Consider the following 15,522-nt stretch of genomic DNA (forward strand, 5'->3'; position numbering starts at 1 on the left):
CGAGGCCTTTGCCATGAGCACCGTGTATGACTGGGACCTGATCGAACGCCTGCTGCACGAAGTGCAGAACAGCGCCGACCAACACTTCACCCCGCGCCCCTACGCCGAACAGCACGCCGCGCAGCTTGCGGCGGCGGGCGAGCCGGTGCCGGACGTCGATCACCTGAAGACCCGCGCCTGCGACTACGAGCGCCTGCTGCTGGAGCGCGGCTACATTGCCGACCGCCCGGAAAGCGAGGGCGGCAATGGCGAGAACTACGTGCTCACCCCGCGTGGCTCGCGCCTGCTCAGCCTGATCGACAGCAGCATTCCCGGCAACGATCACCCGCGCCAGGTCCTCGACGAACAGGCCGATGCCCTCGACGAAGCGACCTTCGAAGAAGTGGCTACCAAGGCACAGATTGCGTGATGGATGTCAGACACATCTGGTAATGCCTGACCAGCGGTCCTCATAATTGGCCTCGATTCTTCGCTGCCATGAGGTCGTCATGCCGTTGTCAGAAGTGGGGGAGTGCTTATGAACGCTCCCCGTCGCGATCCCGATGCCTTTGCCTTCCAGGTGATGCTGGGGCTGTGCCTGATCTGGGGTATCCAGCAGGTGTTGGTGAAATGGGCTGCTGCCGATATCGCCCCGGTGATGCAGGCGGCCACCCGCTCGGGGATTTCCGCGCTGCTGGTCGGCCTGCTGATCTGCTGGAAAGGTGGCTGGGAGCAGGTCGGCGGCACCTGGCGCGGAGGGCTGCTGGCCGGGGCGCTGTTCGGCATCGAGTTCCTGTTCATCGCCGAAGGCCTGAACCTGACCTCGGCGGCGCACATGTCGGTGTTCCTCTACACCGCACCGGTGTTTACCGCCCTCGGTTTGCACTTCCTCCTGCCCAGCGAGCGCTTGCGGCCGCTGCAGTGGATGGGGATCCTCCTGGCGTTCGGCGGCATCGCCATGGCCTTTGCCGGCGGCCTGTCCCTGGCCGACCTGAATGGCCCGATGCTTCTCGGCGATTTCTTCGGTGTGCTGGCCGGCGCGGCCTGGGGCGCGACCACCGTGGTGGTGCGCTGCTCGCGACTGTCCGAGGCGCCGGCGACGCTGACCCTGTTCTACCAGTTGGCGGTGGGCTTTATCGGCCTGCTGCTGATCGCTGCCTTCAGCGGCAAGATCACCCATGTCTCGCTGACCCCCGTCGCCATCGGCAGCGTGCTGTTCCAGGCGCTGGTGGTGTCGTTCTTCAGCTACCTGACCTGGTTCTGGCTGCTGCGCAAATACCTGGCTTCCAACCTCGCGGTGTTCTCCTTCGTCACGCCGATCTTCGGCGTGACCTTCGGCGTGCTCCTGCTGGACGAGCCGCTGAGCCTGAACTTCATCGTCGGCGCCCTTTGCGTACTGGCCGGTATCGTCCTGGTCAGCGCGGAACAGTGGGCGCGCAGGCGCCTGCGTTCGCTGCTGGGGCAGCGCTAGGCCGCCAGGCCAGGGCACCGGCGAGCAGCAAGCCGCTGCCCGCCACGATCAGCGCCGGCTGCAGGCTGCCGGCGAGCTGATTGCTCAGCGCCGCCAGCAGCGGCCCGCCCAGTTGGCCGATGGCAAAGCAGGCGGTGAGCAGGCCGGCGTTGCGCTGGGTGGCGTGGGGCGCCAGTTCCCGCGAGCGCTGCATCACCAGTTGCATGCAGGCCAGGAACGGTGCGCCGCAGAGGATCACCCCCAGGGCCAGGCCGGGGCCGTTGCCCAAGAGGCAGGCGAAGACCCCGGCAGCCTGCAGCCACAGCGTCGTCATCAGCCAGTTCGAGGTGCCATTGGGCGTCGCCCGCCGCCGGCTCAGCAGCACCACGCCCAGGGCCGCCGCCAGGCCGAAGCCGGGCCAGAACAGGTCGGCCATCCAGTTGCCGTGAAAGCGCGCGCTGGCCATCTGCGACATGAAGGTGGCCGGGATGATGTAGCCGATCCCGTACAGACCGTAGATCAGGCCGAGGCGGGCGATGCCGCGGGTGGGCGCCATGTTGCCCGGTGTGACGAGCGGCGCGGCTGGCAGGTGTTCCGGACGCGGGATCATCGGCCGCACCGCCAGCAGCATGATCAGCGCGGCGCCGGCATAGATCAGCCACAGCGGCGCCGACCCCAGGCCGTAGAGGTTCGAACCCAGGGCCAGCAGGCCGGTGAGCATGATGCCCAGGCCGGGGCCGGCGAACACCACGGCACCGAGGCGCGGCAGGTTGTGATGGGCAGCCAGCGGTTGCGTCAGGCTGGTGATCATCACTAGCACCCAGGCGCTGGCCACGCCGGTGCCGAAGCGCAAGAGGGCATGGGCAGCGAAGCCATCGGCCCGGAACGACACCAGGGTCAACAGCACGCACAGCCACAGGCCGATATCCAGGCGCAGGCGCACCTGCCGCGGGCTGCGGGCGAACATCGCATCCACTGCGCCGAGCAGGTAACCCAGGTAGTTGGCGGCGGCCACCAGGCCGGCGGCGGTCAGGCTCAACTGGCCTTCGCCGACCAGGTGCGGCAGTTGCGGGGTGAGGGCGAAGCGGCCGATGCCCATCGCCATCATCAGGGCGACGAAGCTGGCCAGCAGGCGGTGTCTTGGCGACATGGCGGTTTCCTCTGGAGAAGCGTTTGGATGCCGTCAGACTACTGGTGGTTGCCATTCTTAAAAATTGAATAATACTGAGCCACTTGTTCAATTTTGGAGAACGGTTATGGAGCTGAGCCAGTTGCGCATCTTCCAGGCGGTGGCCGAGACCGGCTCGGTGACCCGTGCCGCCGAGCAGTTGCACCGGGTGCCGTCGAACCTGTCGACGCGCCTGCGCCAGCTCGAAGAGCAACTGGGCGTCGAGCTGTTCCACCGGGAGCGCCAGCGCCTGCAGTTGTCGCCCGCCGGCAAGGTGCTGCTGGACTACGCCGGACGCATGCTGGCCCTGCATGACGAAGCCTTCGCCGCCGTGCAGGGCGGCCAGCCGGCCGGCGAGTTCATTCTCGGCAGCATGTACAGCACGGCGGCAATCCATCTGCCGGCACTGCTGGCGCGCTATCACAAGACCTATCCGGCGGTGAACCTGCAGGTGCAGACGGCGCCCAGCGGCGAATTGCTCGAAGGCCTGCTTGCCGGGCGCCTGGATGCGGCATTGCTGGACGGGCCGCTGTCGTTGTCCGGGCTGGACGGCGTGCCGCTGTGCGAGGAAACCCTGGTGATGATCACCGAGCCCGATCACCCGCCGGTGCGCAGCGCACGGGATGTGGCCGGGCGCCCGGTGTTCACCTTCCGCAAGGGCTGTTCCTACCGCATGCGCCTGGAGGCCTGGTACGCCCATGACCACGCCGCCATGGGCCGGGCCATGGAGATCGAGTCGTACCAGAGCATGCTGGCCTGTGTGGTGGCGGGTTCCGGTGTGGCGTTGATGTCGCAATCGATGCTCGACAGCCTGCCGGGGCGGGAGAATGTCGCGGCCCATCGCCTGCAAAGTCCGTTCGACCAGGCCACCACCTGGCTGGTGTGGCGCCGGGGCATGCGTGGAGCCAACCTGGATGCCTGGGTGAGCCTGCAGGAAGAGGTTGGGGAGACGCCGTTCGTCAGCCAGGCGCTCAGCGCTTGATGCAGGTCACCTGTGTAGGAAATTTCGTAGGCGGCAGCCCGTACATACGACTATGATTGCTACGAAACATCGTAGCCAAATTGGATTGGACGATGACCCTCAAGGGGGAGATGCCATGAAAGACCTGATGATGAACTGGCTCCACGACCTGGCCGTCGCCCTGGGCCTGATCCCGCCGATGCAGCCGGTACCGATCCCGACCGATGAAGACAAGCGCAAGCGGCCGCCGCGGCGCTGAGGGCGGTGAAGAGCCACGCGGACCCTGTGGGAGCGGGTTTACCCGCGATTACGTCGGTGAAACCACTATCGTAATCGCGGGTGAACCCGCTCCCACAAGGTCCGCACAAAGAAAAAGGGCCTGCGATACGCAGGCCCTTTTCATTTCAGTTCAGCTCAAGCCAGCTTGGCCGCATTCACTTCCGAGCGCGACATCAGGCTCACTACCACGAAGCTCACCAGGCCGATCGCCAGGCTGTAGTAGATCGGCGTGTTGGCATCCATCCCGTCCTTGATCATGAACGCCAAGGCAGTGACGAAGCCCAGGGTCATGCTGGTGATGGCGCCGCGGGTGGTGGCGCGTTTCCAGTAGATGGCACCGATCAGCGGCACCAGCATGCCACCCACCAGCAGGTTGTAGGCCAGGGTCAGGGCGCTGATCACGTCTTCCACCACCAGAGCGATGGCCAGCACGGCCAGGCCGGTCAGCAGGGTGAACAGGCGGTTGACCGCCAGGCTCGATTGCTTGCCGCCACGCAGCTTCGGCAGCAGGTCTTCGGTCAGCACGGTGGAGGCCGCCAGCAGGCCGGCGCTCGCGGTGGACATCATCGCAGCCAGGGCGGCAGCGATCACCAGGCCGCGGATACCGTCCGGCAGGGCCGATTTGACGATGGCGGCGAAGGCGTTGTTGGCGTTGCCCAGGTCCGGCAGCAGCACATGGGCGGCCATGCCGATCACCGCGCAGACCAGGCCGTAGATCACGCAGTACACGCCAGCGGTGGTACCGGCGTACTTGGCCACGTTCTCGTCACGGGCAGTGAACACGCGCTGCCAGATGTCCTGGCCGATCAGGATGCCGAAGAAGTAGATCAGGAAGTAGGTGATGATGGTGTCCCAGCCGATGGTGGTCAGGCTGAAGCTGGCCGCCGGCAGCTTGGCTACCAGTTCGTCCCAGCCGCCGACGCGGTACAGGCAGATCGGCAGGAGGACGAACATCAGGCCCACGGTCTTGATGACGAACTGGACGATGTCGGTCAGGGTCAGCGACCACATGCCGCCGATGGTCGAGTACACCACCACGACGCCGCCACCGAGCAGGATCGCCGCCCAGAACGGCAGGTCGAACAGCACCTGCAGGACGGTGCCGATGGCCAGGGTCGAGGTCACGCCGATCATCAGCGCGTAGGCGAGCATGATCACCGCGCTGGCCTGGCGCGCCATCGGGTTGTAGCGCTTTTCCAGGACCTGGGTCACGGTGAAGATGCGCAGGCGCAGCAGGGGTTTGGCGAGGAACAGGTTGAGGGCGATGATGCCCAGGCCCAGCGCGGCGCACAGCCAGAAGCCGGAGATGCCGTGGACGTAGCCCAGCTTCACGGTGCCGACGGTGGACGCGCCACCCAGGACCGTCGCCGCCATGGTGCCCATGTACAGGCTGGGGCCGAGATTGCGTCCGGCCACCAGGTAATCCTCGTGGGTCTTGGCGCGGCGCATGCCGTACCAGCCCAGCAACAGCATGCCGGCGGCGTATATCAGTACAACGAATATGTCCAAGGCCATGGGGTGTCTCCAATTATCTTTTTTATGTGAGATCGATCCCGCGCACGGTGGGCCGCCGCGGGTCTTTTCTTCGTAGTAGCGCGGCCCGTCTTGCAACGGGCCGCCGTCATGGCTCCTGCCGGATTGCCGTCCTTGCCTTGGCTTTAGCGACGGGCTACGCCGGGCAGCACGCAGAGCATTTCGTACAGCAGGTTGGCACCCAGCAACGAGGTGTTGCCGGTGGTGTCGTAGGGTGGGGAGACTTCCACCAGGTCGCAGCCGATCAGGTCGAGGCCCTGGCAGCCACGGATGATTTCCATTGCCTGGATGGTGGTCAGGCCGCCGATTTCCGGGGTGCCGGTACCGGGCGCCCAGGCCGGGTCGATGCCGTCGATGTCGAACGACAGATACACCGGACCACCACCGACCTTCTCGCGGACTTCCGCCATCAGCGGCTCCAGCGACTTGTGCCAGCACTCTTCGGCCTGGACCACGCGGAAGCCCTGCTTGCGGCTCCAGTTGAAGTCCTCGGCGGTGTAGCCCTGGGCGCGCAGGCCGATCTGCACCACGCGATCGCAATCCAGCAGGCCTTCTTCCACGGCGCGGCGGAAGGTGGTGCCGTGGGCGATCTTCTCGCCGAACATGTGGTCGTTGACGTCGGCGTGGGCGTCGATGTGGACCAGGCCGATCTTGCCGTGCTTCTTGTGCAGGGCGCGCAGGATCGGCAGGGTGATGGTGTGGTCGCCACCCAAGGTCAGCGGGATGACGTTGTGCTCGACGATCTGGTCGTAGGCTTCTTCGATGATGCGCACGGCATCGAGCAGGTTGAAGGTGTTGATCGCCACGTCACCGATGTCGGCGACCGACAGCGAGTCGAACGGCGCAGCGCCGGTGGCCATGTTGTACGGGCGGATCATCACCGATTCGGCGCGGATCTGCCGCGGGCCGAAGCGGGTGCCGGAGCGCAGGGAAGTACCGATGTCCAGCGGCACGCCGATGAAGGCGGCGTCCAGGCCGGCAGGGCTTTGCAGGTGAGGAAGGCGGAGCATGGTAGCGATGCCGCCGAAGCGCGGCATTTCGTTGCCGCCCAGTGGTTGGTGAAGAATCTTGTCCACGGTTCGGGCCTCATCGATTCGATTGTTCTAGTTGTTGATATCTGTTCTCGACAACGGCCAGCCAGCCGCAATTGTCCTGGAACAGTTGCTGTGTGGCGCAGTCTGCAAAAGGTAGTGCGCGGGAAGAATCGCTACAGGCAAATACTTAGTTCAGGTTTTTCTGAACTATCCACGAAAGCGCGGTTAGACTGTGGCCATTTCCGACTCGCGGATGCCCGTTTCATGGCCTCGAACCTGCCCGATCTGAAGCTGCTGCGCATTTTCGCCAGCGTGGTGCGCCACCAGGGCTTCGCCAATGCCCAGCGTGACCTCAACCTGTCCACCTCGGCCATCAGCACCTACATGAGCCAGCTGGAATCGGCCCTGGGCATCGTCCTCTGCCATCGCGGACGCGGTGGCTTCAGCCTGACCAGCAAGGGCGAACTGTTCCACCAGGAGACCTTGCGCCTGCTGGCCGAGCTGGACGGTTTCGAGCAGTATGCGGCGGCGCTCAAGGGCGAACTGCGCGGCACCCTCAACCTTGGCGTGATCGACTCAACCGTCGGTGACCGTGCCTTGCCCTTGGCCGAAGCCATCGGCGCCTATAGCCAGGAACACCCGGCGGTGCACCTGCACCTGTCGGTGTCCAGCCCCTACGAGTTGCAACTGGGCGTGCAGGACAACCGTCTCGACCTGGCCATCGGTGCCTTTTCCACGCGCATGAGCGGCCTGGTCTATCAGCCGCTGTACCGCGAGCAGCACTGGCTGTACTGCAGCAACCGCCACCCGCTGTATCACGAACGGCGCATTCCCGAGCAGGTGATCACCCAGCAGCGCATGGTCGGCCGGGGCTACTGGAGCCAGGCGGAACTGGCCCGGCACGGCTTCAAGCACAGTGCGGCGACGGTGGAAAGCATGGAGGCGCAACTGATCCTGGTGCTGTCCGGCGCCTACATCGGCTATCTGCCCGAGCACTACGCCCAGGCCTGGGTCGACAAGGGCGACCTGCGCGTGCTGTCGCCCGCCACCTTCGGCTACCAGGCGCCGTTCTCGATGATCATTCGCCGGGGGCGGAGCCGCGAACCACTCATTCAGACATTCCGCGACCTGCTGCGTGCACAGCTCACACCAGGCTGAATAGAGGCACATAGCCATTGATACTTTGTGTCTATGGTAAAAATACTGGCCCAATGCCCCCATCCAGTTGAATGCTCTGCTAGACCTTTCCTTGCCTTGATGAATTTTCCGACAACCTCATCAGCAGGGAACGCCGAAGATGCGCAAGAACTTGCCCGTCACCGACCAGGAAAGATCATTCCCCCCGGGGCAGCGGTTGATCTCCACCACCGACCTCAACAGCCGTATCACCTATTGCAACGACGCCTTCGTCGACATCAGCGGCTTCACCCGTGAAGAGCTGATCAACCAACCCCACAATCTCGTGCGTCACCCCGACATGCCATCGGCGGTGTTCGCCCATATGTGGGAAACCATCAAGGAGGGCAAACCCTGGATGGGCGTGGTCAAGAACCGCGCCAAGAACGGTGATTTCTACTGGGTCAGCGCCTATGTCACGGCGATCTACGAGAATGGCCGGGTCAGCGGCTATGAATCGGTGCGCTCGTTGCCGACCCGCGAGCAGGTGCAGCGCGCGTCGGCGTTGTATGCGCGGCTGAATGCCGGACGCGCGCCGACACCCTTGGCGGCACGGGTGGCAGACGGGCTCGGGCATGGTTGGCCATTGCTCGCCGCCGGTGCGCTGTCGGTGTTCGGCTACCTGGCCTTGCCGCAGTACGCCGCCCTGGGCTTGCTCATGGCCAGCCTGCTGGGCGCCTGGTTCCTCCTGGAGAACCGCCACAACCGGGTGATTCGCCAGACCCTGGCGGAGCACCCGAAGGCCTTCACCAGCCCGCTGGTGGCCCTGACCTACAGTCGCAACCTCGGGCCCCAGGGGCAACTGGACCTGGCCATGATCAGCGAGGAAGCGCGGCTGCAGACCGCGCTGACCCGCCTGGTGGATGCCGGTGTCAGCGTGCGCAGCCGTGCCTCGCAATCGTCGGAACTGTCCGATGCCCAGGCGCAGATGCTCGATCGCCAGCGCAGCGAGACCGACCAGTCGGCCACTGCCGTGGCGCAGATGGCCGCGACCATCCAGGAAGTCAGCCACAACGTGCAAAGCACCGCCCATGCCGCCTCCGACGCCGACGAACTGACCCGCCAGGGCAGCACGCTGGCGCAGCAGAGCCTGAAGGCGATGGGCAGCATGGCCGAGGCGGTCAGCGACATCGGGCAGGCGGTCAATGCCCTGGCCGAGCAGACCCAGTCCATCGGCAGCGTGGTGGATGTGATCACCTCGATCGCCGAGCAGACCAACCTGCTGGCCCTCAACGCCGCGATCGAGGCGGCGCGGGCCGGGGAGCAGGGGCGAGGGTTTGCCGTGGTGGCCGATGAAGTGCGTTCCCTGGCCCAGCGCACCCGTGCGTCCACCGAGGAAATCCACCAGATCATCGCCTCGCTGCGTGCAGGTGCCGACCGTGCGGTGAGCAGCGCCAGCAAGGGCGAGCAGATCTCCCTCGACAGCGTGCACAGCGTCGAGGCGGTGCAACAGGCGCTGGGCGGGATCAGCGAGGCGGTCAGCCGCATCACCGGCATGAGCCAGCAGATCGCCACGGCGTCCGAGCAGCAAAGCCATGTGGTGGACGACATCAACCAGCAGATCGTGCGCATCGCCCAGCTCTGCGACCGCAGCGCCGGGCAGGCGCGGCAGGGGGCCGAGATCAGCCAGGAGCTGGAGCGCATGGCGGAGTACCTGCACGACCTGGCGGAACGCTTCAACCGCTGAAAACGATGACCTGCCCACAGGGAAGTGGGTGCTTCGGGGGACGGCTGTGGCACACTTGCCCGCCCAGGAGAGCCCGATGTCCAGAATCCAGTGCGAACGTTGCCTGCGTCCGCAGAATCACTGCCTTTGCCCCTTGATCCCGTCCCTCGACAGCCGCACCCGGGTGGTGCTGTTGCAGCATCCCGATGAAGTGCGTCATGCGTTGAACACCGCGCGGCTGGCGGCGCTTGGGCTGAAGAATGCCGAGTTGCGGGTGGGTGAGGTGTTCGAGGATCTGCCCGAGCTGATCGCCACGCCAGGGTATCGGGCGGGGTTGCTGTTTCCCGGGGAGGCGGCGATGGCGTTGCAGGCCTATGAGACGGACCAGCGGCCGTGGTTGCTGATCGTGCCCGATGGTACCTGGCGCAAGGCGCGCAAGCTGCTGTACCTGAATTCGCTTCTGGAGCAACTGCCGCGGGTTACCCTGGCCAGCGTCCAGCCGTCGCGCTATCGCTTGCGCAAGGCGCCGGAGGAAGGCGCGTTGTCGACGGTTGAGGCGGTGGCCCAGGCGTTGAACGTGCTGGAGGGAGAGGGGCGCTTCGATGGCTTGTTGAAGCCGTTCGATGCCTTGATCGAGGGGCAGATCAAGGCGATGGGGCGGGAGACGTTCGAGCGTAATCACCTGCGCTGAGCGGTATTGTTCTTTCCGGCCTCATCGCTGGCAAGCCAGCTCTCATGGAACACTGCATAACTCATTGACTCAGCGAGAACCTGTGGGAGCGGGTTTACCCGCGATTACGATGGTGGCTTCTCCGATGCAATCGCGGGTGAACCCGCTCCCACAGGGGCCGCGTTGCTCTTTGGACCTGTTCTCTGCGTGACAGCGCAGCCTGAAAGGCTGGGTGAAGGAATCTGTGGCCAGCCTGGAACCTGTGGGAGCTGGCCAAGACCCTCGGGCCTTACCTTTCCCGCAGAGCCTCCGTCCGCGCCTTCAGCACCGGCTTCAACAGGTAATCCAGCACACTCTTCTCGCCCGTGATGATATCCACCGTCGCCACCATGCCCGGGATGATCAGCAGCGGCTTGTTGTCCCCGCCCAGGTGATTCTTGTCGGTGCGCACCTGGATCATGTAGAACGCGTTGCCCTTGTCGTCGGTGACGGTGTCCGCGCCAATCAGCTCCAGCTTGGCCTTGAGCCCGCCATAGATGGAGTAGTCATAGGCACTGAACTTGACCATCGCGCTCTGCCCCGGATGCAGGAACGCCACGTCCTGCGGCCGTACCTTGGCCTCGATCAGCAGGTTGTCCTCCAGCGGCACGATCTCCACCAGGTCGCTGCCCGGCTGGACCACACCGCCGATGGTGTTGACCTTGAGCAGCTTGATGATGCCTTTCACCGGCGACACCACCGTGGTGCGGTTGACCCGGTCGTCGATGGCGACGCTGGTGGCGGTGATCTTCGACAGGTCGGTGCGTTTCTCGTTGAGCTCCTTGGCCGCTTCGGAACGGAAGCCGGCATCGGTCTCGTCGATCTTGCTCTTGATCTCGGCAATTCCCGCCTCGGCACGGGGAATCGCCAGGCCGGTGGCGTTCATCGAGCCGCGGGCTTCCACGGCGCTGCGCTTGAGACGGAGGATCTCCACCGGCGAGATGGCCCCGGTCTTCACCAGCGGCGTCGACATGTCCAGTTCCTGTTGCAACAGGGCCAGGCCGGAGCGGTACTGCTCAAGCTTGGAGCGGAACTCGGCCAGTTCCTGGGTCTTCTGTCGCAGTTGTTCGTTCAGTGTCTGCTTCTCGCTGCTCAGGCGGCGCTGGCGTGACTGGTACAGCGCCATCTCGTCCTCGGCCACCTGCGGCGCCTTGTTGCGCACCTCCTCGGACAGCTGGAACGGCTTGCCCTCGGCCTCTGCCGACAGGCGCTCGACCTGGGCGGTGAGGGCGTAGCGATCGGCCTCGCTCTCGCCCTTGTTGGAGCGGAAGCGGGTGTCGTCGAGGCGCAGCAGGGTGGCACCCTTGTCCACCATCTGCCCTTCGCGGACGAAGATCTCGGTGACGATGCCGCCTTCGAGGTTCTGGATGACCTGGACCTTGCTCGACGGGATCGCCTTGCCTTCGCCGACGGTCACCTCGTCGAGCACCGCCAGCCTGGCCCAGACCACGGCAATCAGCAGCAGCGCCGCCGCCAGCCACACGGTGATCCGCGACAGCCGCGGCGAGTCCTGCAGGGTGGCGCTGGCCAGGTCCGGCAGGTAGTCGTGCTCGGCGGTCTTGTTGAAGCTGTTGAAGTAGCTGCGGAGCGAGGACATGGTGGGCGCCTCTTGTGGAACAACACAGAACTCGTTGGCTTAGAGCGCCTGGCCGATACGCCCTTTGCGCAGGGCATCGATGACCGCGTCCTTGGCCCCGTCGGCAACGATCTTGCCGTTGTCCAGCACCAGCAGGCGGTCCACCAGGCTGAGCATCGAGGTGCGGTGGGTCACCAGCAGCAGCGTCTTGCCCTCGACCCAGCCGTGCAGGCGCTGGCGCAGCAGTTCCTCGCTGCTGTTGTCCATGTGGCTGGTGGGCTCGTCGAGCACCACGATCGGTGGCTCCAGCAGCATCGCCCGGGCCAGCAGCACGGCCTGGCGCTGGCCGCCGGACAGCAGTTGCCCGCGCTCGCCCAGCGGCCGGTCGAAACCTCGCGGGTGCTGCCGGGCCAGTTCGCTGACGCCGGTCAGCTCCGCCACTTCGAGCATCCGCGTATCGCTGACGTAGCGTGCGCCGAGGGTCAGGTTGTCGCGCAGGCTGCCCGCCAGCAGCGGCAGGTCATGGGCGACATAGCCCAGTTGCTGGCGCAGCTCGCTGATGTCCAGTTGGCGCAGGTCGAGGTTGTCGAGCAGTATCTGCCCCTCGTCCGGCTCGTAGAAACCCATCACCAGGCGCGCCAGGGTGCTTTTGCCCGAGCCGCTACGGCCGATGATGCCGATGCGTTCGCCCGGCTTGACGCTGAAACCGATGTTGTTCAGGGCCGGTGCCGCCTGCCCGGGATAACGGAAGCTGACCCGGCTCAGTTCCAGCGCGCCTTGCAAGCGGGCGTGCTCCAGCGGCTGCTGGTCGGCGCGGCGCTCCTGGGGCAGGGCCATCAGCGCGTCGGTGCTGCGCATGGTCAGTTGTGCCTGCTGGTAGCGGGTGATCAGCCCGGCGATCTGTCCCAGCGGCGCGAGGACCCGGCTGCCGAGCATGTAGCAGGCCACCAGGGCACCGACGCTGAGGTTGCCGGCGATGATGCTGTAGACCCCGGCGACGATGGTGGCCATGCCGCAGAACTGCTGGACGAACAGGGTGCCGTTGCTGGCCAGCGCCGCCAGGTTGCGCGCATGGGCGTCGAGCTGGGTGAGGGCGCCGTGGGTGCTTTCCCACTGGTACTGGCGCTCGCTCTCGGCGCCGCAGGCCTTGAGGGTCTCCAGGCCGCCGAGGGTCTCGATCAGCAAGGCCTGGCGCACCGCGCCGAGGCTCAGGCTCTTCTGCACGGTGTCGCGCAGGCGTACCTGGATCAGCAGGGCGAAGACGATGGTCACCGGGAAGGCGATCAGCGGGATCAGCACCAGCCAGCCGCCGAGCAGGCCGATCACTGCCAGCATCAGCACGACGAAGGGCAGATCGATGACGCTGGTCAGGGTCACGGCGGTGAGGAATTCCCGCAGGCCCTGGAAGTCGTGGATGCTCTGGGCGAAGCCGCCGATGGTGGCCGGACGGGCCTTCATCGACATGCCGGTGATGCGTTCGAACAGGGTCGCCGAGAGGATCAGGTCGGTCTTCTTGCCGGCCTGGTCCAGCAGGTGGGCACGGACCACCCGCAGGATCAGTTCGAAGGTGGTGGCGATGAACAGGCCGATGACCAGTACCCAGAGCGTGGAAATGGCCTGGTTGGGCACCACGCGGTCGTAGGTCTGCATGACGAACAGCGGCACCAGCAGGCCCAGCAGGTTGATCAGCAGGCTGGCCAGCAGGGCATCACCGTACAGCCAGCGGGATTGTTGCAGGGTGTCGCGGAACCAGGCGTGGACCCGTGGCACCAGCGGGTTGCGCTGGTGCTCCAGCTCATGCCGGGGACGGGCGAACAGGGCGTGGCCGGAATAGGCTTCGGCGAGTTCGGCGCGGCTGACCAGTTGTTCGCCGCCATCCGCCTCGCAGGGCAGGATGAGTGCCTGGTCCTGGTCTTTCCAGCGCCGCAGCACGGCGCAGCGGCCGTCCTTGAACAGCAGCAGCACCGGCAGGTTCAGCGCGGAAATCGCCGCCAGCTCGCGGCGCAGCACCCGGGCCTGCAAACCGGCCCGTGCCGCGGCCCGCGGCAGCAGGTCGATGTCCAGCCGTTGCTGGGGCAACGGCAGGCCGCTGCACAGGCTGGCACGACTTGCCGTGCAACCGTGGAGCTTGCAGAGAATCAACAGCCCATCGAGTAACGGATCATCGAAACTCTGGCGTTGGTCCGCCGAGCTCGCCGGTTGCATGCTGGTCACAATGGCCTACCTCTCCGCCGAGGTGGCGGACGCAGTCAACGCATTTCGGGTAAGTGGGCGTCGGTCTTCACCTCGGTCTGGGCGAAGGCTTCCGGGGGCAGGCTGATCTTCTGCTTCATCAGCAGGTCGCCCATGTTGGCCAGGACCCGGTAGCGCGAGAATTCCTCGGTATAACGCACCTCCACATAGCGTCGGTTGGCGTTGTACAGCTCGTTCTCGCTGTCCAGCACGTCGAGCAGGGTGCGCTGGCCGAGACCGAACTGGTCCTGGTAGGCGGCCCGCACGCGGGTGGTGGTTTCGGCGTACTGCCGGGCCGTCGGGGTCTGCTTGATCGCGTTCTCCATGGCGTTCCAGGCCAGCCGCAGGTCTTCGTTGAGCTGGCGCAGGGCGTTGTTGCGGATGTCCATGGCCTGGTTGATCTTGTGCGCGTCGGACTGCAGGCGGGCCTTGTCGCTGCCGCCGCGGAACAGGTTGTAGGTCATGGTCACGCCGGCGGTCCAGTCGTTGTTCGCGTGACCTGGTTCGCCGCCGATGTTGTTGTTCGCACCGGTGCTCAGTTCGGCATCCAGGCGTGGATAGAACGGCGACTTGGCCACTTCGTATTGCTGCTCTGCCGCGTTGACGTCGGCCTGCGCCGACTTCAGGTAGGGGTTGTCCTGCAGCATGTTCTGACGCGCATCGGTCAGGCTGGCTGGCATCTGGCCCTGGATCGAGGAGGGCGCTTCCAGTTGGTCGGGCTCGCGGCCGATGACACTGAAGAAGTTGGCCTCGGCATCGGCCAGGTCGACTTCGGCGGTGTCCAGGTTGTTCTGCGCCAGTGCACGGCGGGCGGTGGACTGGTCGAGGTCGGCGGTACTGCCGACGCCGCGCTCGCTGCGCAGACCGATCTGGTCGTTGACCCGCAGGTGCGCCTGCAGGTTGTTCTTCGCCAGGGTCACCAGTTCGCGGCGCTTGAGCACCTCCAGGTAGACCTCGATCGCCCGCAGGGCGACGGTCTGCGAGGTGGCTTGCACGTAGTAGGCACGGGAGTTGGCCACCGCCTGGGTGCGCGCCACTTCATTGGAGGTGTTGAAGCCGTCGAACAGCATCTGCCGCAGGCGCAGTTCGGACTGGGTGTAGTTGAGGGTTTCCTTGTTGTGGTTGCGCGTGCCGTCCGGATTCAGGCCCCGGGTATTGAGGTTGTCCGAACGCTGGCGACCATAACCGGCAACCAGGTCGACGCTGGGGTAGTAGCCGCCCCGGGCGAATTTCACATCTTCATCGGCGGACAAACGACCATTGACCGCCGCCTTGGCTTCCGGGTGGTTATCCACGGCGTTCTGTACGGCTTCCTGTAGTGACATCGCCTGGGCGCTGGCGCAGGTCATGGCCAACAACAAGGCGCTGGTGATGGGGTTCAAAACGCGCATGGGTTACTTCTCCCTGGATTCCATTTTTGGTCTTGCAATCGCCAAAGATTTGACGAAAAAGAGGGTTCAAACCGTTTCAGGCTTGTAACAACAGAGCTAAGAACATTTGGACGGAAAGCTAAGAAGAAATTTTCATAAGAGTTATGCGAAAAAAAACTTATGCGGTCTAAGAAAAGCAGCACATTGTTTAACCCAGGCACCGTGTATGCCGGGCGCTGTGGCGCTTTTTTACTGGCGCCAGAAACTTTTCAGGCCGTCATTCGGCACAGGGCAAGAAAGGAGTGGAGGGGAGAGGGATAACGGAAAAGATGGCGACGTAAAATTGACGTTAAGCAAGTCGCCATACTTTGTTGTCACTTCGCCGCGGC

Annotated in this window: 12 protein-coding genes and 2 pseudogenes; 8 read left to right on the forward strand and 6 right to left on the reverse strand. The window is 65.0% G+C overall.

Translation table 11 applies throughout. The features are described 5' to 3' along the window. The first annotated feature begins 13 nt into the window (after positions 1-13). On the forward strand, positions 14-409 hold the full coding sequence (locus V0R59_RS17715) for a transcriptional regulator (protein WP_330075664.1): 396 nt from the start codon (positions 14-16) through the stop codon (positions 407-409). A gap of 108 nt (positions 410-517) precedes the next feature. Beyond that, the gene (locus V0R59_RS17720; protein ID WP_330075665.1) at positions 518-1,450 is read left to right on the forward strand and encodes a DMT family transporter; all 933 of its coding nucleotides are present in this window, start codon (positions 518-520) and stop codon (positions 1,448-1,450) included. Here V0R59_RS17720 and V0R59_RS17725 read toward each other — a convergent pair. Further along, on the reverse strand, positions 1,395-2,579 hold the full coding sequence (locus V0R59_RS17725; RefSeq protein ID WP_330075666.1) for an MFS transporter: 1,185 nt from the start codon (positions 2,577-2,579) through the stop codon (positions 1,395-1,397). The two genes, V0R59_RS17720 and V0R59_RS17725, sit on opposite strands and share 56 nt — an antisense overlap. Positions 2,580-2,685: 106 nt before the next feature. Between V0R59_RS17725 and ptrR the strand changes: the two genes are divergently transcribed. Further along, the gene (ptrR, locus tag V0R59_RS17730; RefSeq protein ID WP_330075667.1) at positions 2,686-3,579 is read left to right on the forward strand and encodes a putrescine utilization regulator PtrR; all 894 of its coding nucleotides are present in this window, start codon (positions 2,686-2,688) and stop codon (positions 3,577-3,579) included. A gap of 115 nt (positions 3,580-3,694) precedes the next feature. Then, complete coding sequence (locus tag V0R59_RS17735; protein ID WP_330075668.1) at positions 3,695-3,817, forward strand: PA1414 family protein; 123 nt, start codon at positions 3,695-3,697, stop codon at positions 3,815-3,817. A gap of 155 nt (positions 3,818-3,972) precedes the next feature. Here V0R59_RS17735 and V0R59_RS17740 read toward each other — a convergent pair whose 3' ends face one another. After that, positions 3,973-5,352, reverse strand: coding sequence for a sodium:solute symporter (locus V0R59_RS17740; protein ID WP_330075669.1), 1,380 nt, complete (start codon positions 5,350-5,352; stop codon positions 3,973-3,975). 143 nt (positions 5,353-5,495) lie between these two features. Further along, positions 5,496-6,446, reverse strand: coding sequence for an agmatinase (gene speB, locus V0R59_RS17745; RefSeq protein ID WP_330075670.1), 951 nt, complete (start codon positions 6,444-6,446; stop codon positions 5,496-5,498). A gap of 222 nt (positions 6,447-6,668) precedes the next feature. On the opposite strand from speB, the gene V0R59_RS17750 reads away from it, so the two are divergent. The 4 genes and pseudogenes from V0R59_RS17750 (at position 6,669) to V0R59_RS17760 (ending at position 9,937) form a co-directional block, all read left to right on the forward strand. After that, on the forward strand, positions 6,669-7,562 hold the full coding sequence (locus tag V0R59_RS17750; protein ID WP_330075671.1) for a LysR family transcriptional regulator: 894 nt from the start codon (positions 6,669-6,671) through the stop codon (positions 7,560-7,562). A 139-nt stretch (positions 7,563-7,701) separates the two neighbouring features. After that, positions 7,702-7,983: pseudogene (locus V0R59_RS31980) on the forward strand (PAS domain-containing protein); the annotation flags it as partial. 309 nt (positions 7,984-8,292) lie between these two features. Next, a pseudogene (locus tag V0R59_RS31985) lies at positions 8,293-9,267 on the forward strand (methyl-accepting chemotaxis protein); the annotation flags it as partial. A gap of 76 nt (positions 9,268-9,343) precedes the next feature. Then, on the forward strand, positions 9,344-9,937 hold the full coding sequence (locus V0R59_RS17760; RefSeq protein ID WP_330075673.1) for a tRNA-uridine aminocarboxypropyltransferase: 594 nt from the start codon (positions 9,344-9,346) through the stop codon (positions 9,935-9,937). Between the two features lie 268 nt (positions 9,938-10,205). Here the strand turns inward: V0R59_RS17760 and V0R59_RS17765 are convergent, their stop codons facing one another. Genes V0R59_RS17765 through V0R59_RS17775 form a run of 3 tightly spaced genes read right to left on the reverse strand, consistent with a single transcriptional unit; the run spans position 10,206 to position 15,154 of the window. Further along, on the reverse strand, positions 10,206-11,552 hold the full coding sequence (locus V0R59_RS17765; RefSeq protein ID WP_330075674.1) for an HlyD family type I secretion periplasmic adaptor subunit: 1,347 nt from the start codon (positions 11,550-11,552) through the stop codon (positions 10,206-10,208). Positions 11,553-11,591: 39 nt separating this feature from the next. Continuing rightward, positions 11,592-13,745: a type I secretion system permease/ATPase gene (locus tag V0R59_RS17770; protein WP_330075675.1), complete on the reverse strand. Its 2,154-nt coding sequence runs from the start codon at positions 13,743-13,745 to the stop codon at positions 11,592-11,594. A gap of 35 nt (positions 13,746-13,780) precedes the next feature. Continuing rightward, complete coding sequence (locus tag V0R59_RS17775; protein WP_330075676.1) at positions 13,781-15,154, reverse strand: TolC family outer membrane protein; 1,374 nt, start codon at positions 15,152-15,154, stop codon at positions 13,781-13,783. Between the last annotated feature and the right edge of the window lie 368 nt (positions 15,155-15,522).

Origin of the sequence: Pseudomonas ulcerans, from assembly GCF_036324125.1 — a bacterium.
GTDB lineage: Bacteria > Pseudomonadota > Gammaproteobacteria > Pseudomonadales > Pseudomonadaceae > Aquipseudomonas > Aquipseudomonas ulcerans.

Coding starts and splice junctions, on each gene's coding strand:
- V0R59_RS17715 (WP_330075664.1), top strand. CDS start 14: ATGAGCACCGTGTATGACTGGGACCTGATCGAACGCCTGCTGCACGAA.
- V0R59_RS17720 (WP_330075665.1), top strand. CDS start 518: ATGAACGCTCCCCGTCGCGATCCCGATGCCTTTGCCTTCCAGGTGATG.
- V0R59_RS17725 (WP_330075666.1), bottom strand. CDS start 2,579: ATGTCGCCAAGACACCGCCTGCTGGCCAGCTTCGTCGCCCTGATGATG.
- ptrR (WP_330075667.1), top strand. CDS start 2,686: ATGGAGCTGAGCCAGTTGCGCATCTTCCAGGCGGTGGCCGAGACCGGC.
- V0R59_RS17735 (WP_330075668.1), top strand. CDS start 3,695: ATGAAAGACCTGATGATGAACTGGCTCCACGACCTGGCCGTCGCCCTG.
- V0R59_RS17740 (WP_330075669.1), bottom strand. CDS start 5,352: ATGGCCTTGGACATATTCGTTGTACTGATATACGCCGCCGGCATGCTG.
- V0R59_RS17750 (WP_330075671.1), top strand. CDS start 6,669: ATGGCCTCGAACCTGCCCGATCTGAAGCTGCTGCGCATTTTCGCCAGC.
- V0R59_RS17760 (WP_330075673.1), top strand. CDS start 9,344: ATGTCCAGAATCCAGTGCGAACGTTGCCTGCGTCCGCAGAATCACTGC.
- V0R59_RS17765 (WP_330075674.1), bottom strand. CDS start 11,552: ATGTCCTCGCTCCGCAGCTACTTCAACAGCTTCAACAAGACCGCCGAG.
- V0R59_RS17775 (WP_330075676.1), bottom strand. CDS start 15,154: ATGCGCGTTTTGAACCCCATCACCAGCGCCTTGTTGTTGGCCATGACC.